Consider the following 8,338-nt stretch of genomic DNA (forward strand, 5'->3'; position numbering starts at 1 on the left):
GCTCAATCTCTCTGACTATTCCATCGCCGCCTCTCCATTGACCTCTTCCTCCACTCTCAGGTCGCAGCGAGTATCTCCTTATACGAAGCGGATAGGATTTTTCGAGTGCTTCAATCGGCGTGTTGAGTGTGTTGGTCATGTTGGTGTGAACCCCTGAGGTGCCTGCCCGTCCTCTTGAGGCTCCTGCACCTCCCCCAATGGTCTCATAGAACGTGAATGGCCTGCCACTCCGGTGGTCTATGCCTCCTATTGTCAGGTTGTTCATGGTTCCCTGACTGGCAGCAGGCACTCGGTCAGGCACGCATCCCGCGAGCGTTCCTAGTACCACATCCACCACTCTCTGAGAGGTCTCAACGTTGCCTGCGGAGACCGCCGCTGGGTGGTGCGGGTTGAGTAGACTGCCGTCAGGGACGATGACTCGAAGCGGGCTCCAACAGCCCTCGTTTGTGGGTATGTCTTTTCCGAGAAGTGCTAGGAACACAAAGTACACTGATGAGAGAGTTGATGCAAGTGGGCAGTTGATGTTGCCTCTGACCTGTCCAGATGTGCCAGCAAAGTCGATGGTCACATGCGCGTCCTCGACGAGAACCCTCGCCTGGATGGGTATGTCCCAGTCACCGGCTCCATCACTCTCCATGAAGTCCACAAAGGACGAGTCGATGCCATCAAGCTCCCGAAGCGCGTTGTGCATCATCGTGGCAGAGTAAACCCTCAGGTCGACGAAGACTCTCTCCAGTGTCTTCCAACTGTGTAGAGCTGCCACCTCATGCATACGCCTCGAGCCCACGATGTTGGCTGCCATCTGGGCAGCGAGGTCTCCCAGTCTCTCTTCGGGGGTCCTAGTGGCTTTCAGTAGGTCTTGAATCGAGTCCAGGTCCAGTTGATTGTCTTGCACCACAACTCTAGGCCTGATTACAACACCTTCCTCTTCCAGCGATGTGGAGAGTCCCGGCATCGAACCAGGACTGATTCCGCCAACATCGGAGTGGTGTGCTCTGTTGGCAGCATAGGCCTTCACAACACCATCATCACATATCGGTGCCACAAGTGTCAGGTCCGGCAGGTGCGAGCCGCCAGAGTACGGGTCATTCAGAAGAGCCATTGTTCCATCGACGAGTTCGTCTCCAACACGTTCTATGCACGCCTTCACAGACAATGGCATCGCACCCAGATGTACAGGTATGTCCTTCGACTGCGCGATTAGACGTCCTGCTTCGTCAAACAATGCACAGCTGCAGTCACGTCTCTCCTTGATGTTGGGACTGAACGCAGCCTGACGCAGTGCGTGGCTCATCTCTCTCGCACAGGATATCAGCGTGTTCTTGATCACTTCGAATGTGACAGGGTCCCGTATCACTCGGCAGACCTCCTCATCAACATGCATCCATCGTGTCTCTGTTCTGCGACCCAGCCCGGTCCGATGTATACTGTCGTGTCCGGCTGCTCTACTATTGCCGGCCCGAATGTCTGTGAGTCTTCACTCAATGATTCCCTCCTCACTACCCGTGCCTCTGTGGCTATCCCTGGAGGCAGTACTACGGACCGATATCTCTCACTGTCCTCCGTGACACCTCGATGTGCGGATAGGGCCTCTCTGGGTCGTGTTGCCAGTGCTGTTGTTCTGACCGTAACCCACTCGATGTCCCGGTCCTTGAGGACGTATCCATACTGCGCCAAGTGTGCCTCTGTAAACAGTCTTATGGAGGTCTCTCTAAGTCCTGTATCAATCACCGGTACTCCAACGGTCAGCTCGTGCGACTGACCGACGTACCGCATGTCAATCTCCCACTCGACTCTGATGGTGTGTTGTGAGACTCCTTGTGCAGCAAGTGAACTCCTCACTGCTTCTGTCAACTCCTGTAGTGTCGTGATGACCCTCTCGAAGTCTCCTGTTCTGCTAGACACAAGCACTGTCTTCATCCTGTCTGACCTGAGGTCTGCGCACACCAGACCAAATGCGGAGGTGATACCCGGGTGCGGCGGAATGAGGACGCTCTTGATACCGAGGGCGTCTGCGATGTCGACCGCCTGTGTTGGTCCAGCCCCACCGAAGGGCACCAGCACGAAGTCTCTTGGGTCGTTGCCGCGTTCCACCGTCACCTCTCTGATTGCCTGTACCATGTTGGACGTCGAGACTCTCACCACCCCCAGTGCAGCCTCTTCGCAGCTGAGTGAGAGTCTGGTGGCAATCTGCTGCACTGCCGTCCTCGCTAGTGAGGCGTCAAGCTTCACTCTCCCTCCAAGGAAGTAATCCGGGTCTATGCGCCCCAGCACAATGTTGGCGTCTGTTATTGTGGCGGAGGTCCCTCCTCTTCCATAGGCTGCCGGGCCCGGAACGGATCCGGCACTCTGAGGGCCGACGTGCAAGACCCCAAGTGCATCAATCCATGCCATGCTTCCGCCTCCTGCACCTATGGTCTTGACATCGACCGAGGGGGTCCTAAGAGGGAGGCCTGCGACTTCGTTGTCCGCCTTGACTCTCACTCTATCACTCACCGCACTTATGTCGCACGACGTCCCTCCCATGTCCAGCGTTATCACTCGTGAGAGGCCTGCGGACTGTGAGACTGCCCATCCACCAATGACGCCACCTGCAAGACCTGATATGGCCAGCTTGACCGCGTTGCCCCTGGTGTTTGACGCAAGTACCGTGCCTCCGTTGGACTGCATGACTGCAAGCTTTGCTCTTGGACAGACAGACGCAATGGCACTGTCCAGTTTCCTAAGGTAATTGACAACCAGCGGTCCCAGATACGCTTCAAGCACTGTTGTTGACGTGCGCTCGAACTCACGAAACTCGGGCAGGACTTCCGACGAGCAGACCGTGTATCGCCCCAGATGCTCAATCTGGCTAGCAATCATTCTCTCATGCGCGTCATTCTGATAGGAGAATAGGAGTGCGACTGCCACGGCATCAGAGGGTGTCTGTTGGACCACGTGCTCCAATCTCTCAATCTCGTTCTGCGTGAGTGGCTCAATTACCTCTCCATCGGGACCTATCCGTTCCCGTACACCCACGCGCCGGCCCCTTGGAACCAGGACTGGCGGCTTTGAGGCTCCAAGGTCATAGATCTCCTCTCTGTTCTGCCTTCCAATCTCTATGACGTCCTCCATTCCATGGGTGGTCACCAGCAGCACGCTGGCACCCTTTCCTTCTAGCATCGCATTTGTGGCCACAGTAGTCCCGTGTACTATCAGCCCAATCTCCTCAGGAGCCACTGAGTTCTCCGCGAGTATCTCGAGGATTCCTTTGACTACTGCCTCTTCCTGAGCTGATGGCGTCGAGGGGATCTTGTGAACGCGATAGCCACTCGAGTCGTCAGATGTCAGTATTATGTCGGTGAATGTTCCACCGACGTCTACTCCTATTGTTCTCATCTTTCGTCGCGGGCACAGCCATGACCCAGATATGAATCATTGGTGACGTGTACCAGACGACAAGTCTTTAGTCCCACATCTGGCGTGAATTGCCTAGTGGCCTTCACAATGACCGCCTGGGAGTATAGCGCTGTACTGGTACGGTATGGTGAGATCGCACTCAAGTCAAAGCAGACAAGACGGAAGATGATCAGTCTGCTGGCCTGCCACATAGAGACTGCCCTCAAGGAGCACGGAATTCCCTACGAACGTGTCGTAAGGGAGTATGGTCGACTCTTTGTTGAAACCCCGTCTGTCGGGGAAGCCACTGAGGTCATCTCTCGCGTGTTCGGTGTAGTGTCCTGCTCGCCTGTCGTGCAGATTCGGTCTAGTCTGGACGAGATACTCAATACAGGCCTGGCTGTGGTGAGGCAGTCATTTGTCAGAGACCGGTCCTTTGCCGTTCGTGCTCGACGTGTGGGAGAGCACTCATTCTCAAGTCAAGACATCCGGGAACGGCTGGGTGAGCTCATAGTCGAGAACATGCAGGACTACGGATTCACTGTCAACCTCAAGTGTCCAGAGCAGGAGGTCTGTGTTGAGGTCAGGAATGAGCGTGCATACGTGTACACTACGACCATCAAGGGACTGGGCGGTATGCCCACTGGGTCTCAGGGAAAGGTAGTCTGTGCCATCTCAACAGGTCTGGACTCACCGGTGGCTGCATACAAGGTTATGAAACGTGGCTGCATTCCGGTCTTCGTGTACTTTGACAATACTCCCTATTGCGACCAAGAGTGCACCTCGGTAGCCATACAGCAGGCACAGCGACTAGCCCGACTAATACATGACTATGAGGTCAGACTGTATGTTGTCCCGCACGGACCTGACTTGACCGAAGTGCAACAACACGCCCCAGCGAAACTGACCTGTGTGATGTGCAAGAGGAATATGCTCCGACTGTGCCGAGAAGTTGCGAAGATGGAGGGCGCGGATGCCATTGTCACAGGTGAGATAATCGGTGAACAGGCATCGCAGACGACAGCCAACCTCCGGGTAATCGGCAATGCCGTGTGTGACTATCCTGTCCTGCGACCGTGTGCAGGTGATGACAAGAGCGACATCGAGAGAATTGCGCGCCAGATTGGTACCTACGAGTTTGCTGAGCGGTCTCTTCAGTGCTGTACACTGCCGCCAGAGTATCCAGCTGTCCAAGCTCATCTTGAACGGGTACTGGCGGCAGAGGCAGAGATGGACATGGCCGTGTTTGAGAGCGAGATTCGTGCAGCGAAAGTCATCAAACTGCGACAGGGATCGGACTTGAAAAGAACATAAACGGAAGCGGACCAGCCATGCTCATTCCGACTCCTGAACAGCGCCATGCCGCCGTGGTGCATGCAGCCTGAAGCAGTCAGTACTAAGGTCTTAAATACTCCTTATTGAGTGATGGGACCTATGAGCTCCAATAATGTCGGAGCGAGGAGAGAAAAGCCATTTGCCAAGATCTAAGAAGGACCGAATTATCCCGGTTGCGCCTGTGGACAGACTGATTCGGAAGGCTGGAGGCGCTCGAGTCAGCGATACAGGGGCTGAGAAGCTCGCAGAGATCCTAGAGGAAGTAGGAGTCTTTCTGGCACGTAATGCATCTGAGATTGTGAACCAGGCCAAACGAAAGACCATAACGGACAAGGATGTCGAGCTTGCTTACAGGCAATGGCGCAGAACCCTGTGATTCAGCAGAGCCTGCGGTCTTCAGCCTGATGTCAAATCGGAATTGGTACATAGTCCGAGAGGGTAGTACAGGTGCAGACAAGAAGAGGAGAGTTTCTACCGGACAGGACTGCGCTGCTATCAGTCCATGCGGTCTCTCCCCTCCTTGAGGATGCCGTTGTTGGCATCTGTGACAGGATACAGGACCTAGGATTGGGTTCCTGTACTCTTCTTGTTGTCCCCTTTCACAACATGAAGGTTGCGAATAGTCTTGAGAAACACGAGCTGTTCTGTGAGTACCTCCTCTCGTTGCATTACGAGCTCTCACTGAACGGATACTCCCACCTGTCAAAGTCTGGAACGCTGGACGAGTTTCGAGCCATGTCCGTCGAGCGGATGAGAGCCCGTCTGACGGCGAGCATCTCCCTCTTTGAGAAGGCATTTCACTCACGACCGCTTGGCTTCGTACCACCTCTGTGGCAGGCTCCCTTGAAACTCGTGGACCTGTCACGAGCGTCTAATCTCCAGTACTGCGTAGTGGGTGACAGAATCTTTGATCTCCGGTCGGGAAACGTGTTATCAACATCCGCCTGCGTCATCAGCTCGGGCACCAAGAGTCTCGACCTCACACATGCAGTACTTGAGATGGAAGTCGGAGGTCCCGTCCAGATCTCACTTCATCCATTGGACATCCAGTCGGATACTGTCTTTGATGTCTTGACGGACATGAGAGACCGTCTCGGGTACAAGTTCATGGGGTACTCTGACCAGTTGCTGCACTAGTGGAGCGCAATATGCACGACTCCCGCATGTCTGTTCACAAATCTAACATAATCATCCGCAGATTCAGACGACTTAAGGCTATATACTGCTGCCGAAATCTCCTCACCTGCTTCATGCTTGTTGAGTCCAGAAGTCTTCTTGACTCATCCATGAGAACTATGCCAGAGGATGCTTCAGATGGGTGTCAGGAGAAACGGTGTGCCTAAACACACAGAGGTACCAGCAGAGGACCGCGTGGTCGAAAAAGCGCCCGTCGTTCCGATGCATGAAATGGACTTCATTCTAGCATCATTATTATACCTCGATTTCCAGATTCAGGTCGCCGTCGAAGACACCCCAATACTTACTGGTCCGGAGTCGCGTTGGCAAGTCGTTCAGTTGTCATTTGGAGGTCTGCTGTTATGAGGAAGGTCAGCATCATCGCAGTTGCATTTGTCATGCTATTCTTGTTTCCAGTCACGGACATCGGCAGTGGCTCATCGGGAGCAGCTCGCGCACTGCCCATGATTCTGGAGGACGTTGGCAGTCTTTCGGAAGACATGACCGGAAGCGGGCAGTCGTTGCCAGTCGTGCTGTCCGGCGAGGCCTCGAATATCTATGACAGCCACATGGTAATCAGCTCGGGAGCGCCAGGGACAACCTCCATATTACTCAGCTCAGGATGGACCGCCACTGGTCTTAGTCACACTGTTCAAGGTGTGACCACATGGATGAACGATCAGGTGCTCAACTGGAACCTTGACAAGTACCATAACGAGAAGTGGTTGATCTCTCCCTACCAGTCCACTGATGTGCAGGTTCCAGACTCATGGACGCTGACGAAGACGGTTAGCAAGGGCAATCAGCACCCCCGCTCAGGGTACTTCCGCTTCTACAGTGACGGTGCTTTCTACTACTCCGGGATTGGGTGGAGATTCGAGGCGCGTTGGTCGTCTGGAAACGTCCTTGCTGCCACCGACGAGATTTATCTTGCCCAGCAGATTGCAGCGCCGTTCAGAGCCGTCTACTCAGCCCGTGTGACCTTCTGGTACAACGTGCGTTCTATCTCAAACATGGACAATCAAGTTCACCTCTTTGTGCGGCTTGAGGGGAGCGAGACCAAGCTTCATGTCTTTGAGTCAGGGGATACCACCGAGACCTGGCTGCAGGCTGTGGTAGACATTCCGTCAAGTCATCTCGACACACTCAGTTTCCCCAGTTCACTTCTACTTGAGGTGGGCCTTGCCACAGACCTGTCAGGTTCACAGAGCTCCACACAGAATGCCTATGTCTACGTAGACGAGATACAACTTCAGCTTGAGGCTCGGCCCTTCCCGGAACAGATTGGTCTCAAGGCAAATGGCACTGCAGTTGTAGGTGGTTCTCCAGGTGTTGAGTACGAGTACGTGCCTGACGTTTCCGGCCGCGACTGTCACGATGACCCCAGTTCGGGACTTGACTTGGACGGATACAACAGTGCGCTTGAGGTTGGCATATACGGGTCCAGTTGGTCTGACGCTGTGGACTATGAGGCAGCATTCCAAATACCGCTTGACATACCGAAGGGCTCTGTGATCCTCTCCGCCTACTTCGAGGCAGAACCCACAGAAGAGATGTTGACTTATGTCAACGGGATGAGAGTCAGACTGTCGGTCAAGACCGCATCGAGTGGACCCATAACATCCTTCACAACTGGCCTGCCTCACCTAGAGGACCGATACACCTGGATTCCCGCGGGCGTAGACTGGATGCCCACTGCGTGGTACCACCCGAACGGATACCGGATAAGACAGCGCTCCCCCGACATCACTGCACTGGTTCAAGAGGCGGTCAGTGACCCCACATGGTCTAGCGGCAACTACGTGGCCGTCATGTTGGACTACATCTATTCCTCCACATACGCCAGTGACAATCGAATCAAGGGGACCTACGGTTATGGCCAGAGTGAGCTTGCAAGGCTCTGCGTTGAGTATCTGGTACCATACCCTGAAGACGCGGTGTACACGTTCACGTATCAGAAGGACATCGTAATCGACCATACGAAGGTTGCAGCAACGCTCACCGACTTCCCGGTCCTGATTGACCTGTTCGATGCTGACCTGAAGACAGATGCTCAAGCAGATGGGGATGACATCGCATTCAAGATGGGCGACACACCCCTTGACTTTGAGATTGAGTCCTTTGAGCAGTCATATAACAGCACTCATGCACACCTCGTGGCGTGGGTCAAGATTCCCTCTCTATCCAGTACGACACCGACAACCATAACGATGATGTACGGGAATCCGAACGCTCCCCCACGCCTGCACGATTCAGTCTGGGCCGACTACGAGTTTGTTCACCACTTGGCGGACAGTCCAAGTGGCACGATACAGGACAGCTCTCCTGGCGGGCATCACGGCACGTCCTACGGGTCCATGACGGCAGAGGACCTTGTCAGCGGAGCGATAGGCAAGGGGCTCGACTTTGATGGTACGGACGACATGGTGTCGATAGGGCAGGTGTACAC

General features: G+C 54.5%; 6 protein-coding genes. 4 read left to right on the plus strand and 2 right to left on the minus strand.

Annotated features, from left to right (window positions below):
* Both HXY34_10410 and HXY34_10415 read right to left on the minus strand, forming a co-directional pair.
* Nucleotides 1–1,384: hydantoinase B/oxoprolinase family protein (locus HXY34_10410; GenBank protein ID NWF96539.1), on the minus strand; the 1,384-nt coding region annotated here is incomplete at its 3' end.
* A complete protein-coding gene (locus HXY34_10415) occupies nt 1,354–3,378 on the minus strand; it encodes a hydantoinase/oxoprolinase family protein (protein ID NWF96540.1) in 2,025 nt (674 codons plus the stop codon). The genes HXY34_10410 and HXY34_10415, both read right to left, overlap by 31 nt.
* Before the next feature lie 108 nt (nt 3,379–3,486).
* Between HXY34_10415 and thiI the strand changes: the two genes are divergently transcribed.
* The 4 genes from thiI to HXY34_10435 all read left to right on the plus strand — a co-directional run.
* On the plus strand, nt 3,487–4,692 hold the full coding sequence (thiI, locus tag HXY34_10420) for a tRNA 4-thiouridine(8) synthase ThiI (GenBank protein NWF96541.1): 1,206 nt from the start codon (nt 3,487–3,489) through the stop codon (nt 4,690–4,692).
* Between the two features lie 133 nt (nt 4,693–4,825).
* The gene (locus HXY34_10425; GenBank protein ID NWF96542.1) at nt 4,826–5,089 is read left to right on the plus strand and encodes a histone family protein; all 264 of its coding nucleotides are present in this window, start codon (nt 4,826–4,828) and stop codon (nt 5,087–5,089) included.
* Between the two features lie 71 nt (nt 5,090–5,160).
* Nucleotides 5,161–5,850 (plus strand): DUF2334 domain-containing protein, encoded by a 690-nt coding sequence (locus HXY34_10430; protein NWF96543.1) that lies wholly within the window; start codon nt 5,161–5,163, stop codon nt 5,848–5,850.
* 401 nt (nt 5,851–6,251) lie between these two features.
* The coding region (locus HXY34_10435; GenBank protein NWF96544.1) for a DUF2341 domain-containing protein at nt 6,252–8,338 on the plus strand (2,087 nt) is incomplete at its 3' end.

This window comes from Candidatus Thorarchaeota archaeon, assembly GCA_013388835.1.
In the GTDB taxonomy this organism is placed as follows: Archaea; Asgardarchaeota; Thorarchaeia; order Thorarchaeales; family Thorarchaeaceae; genus JACAEL01.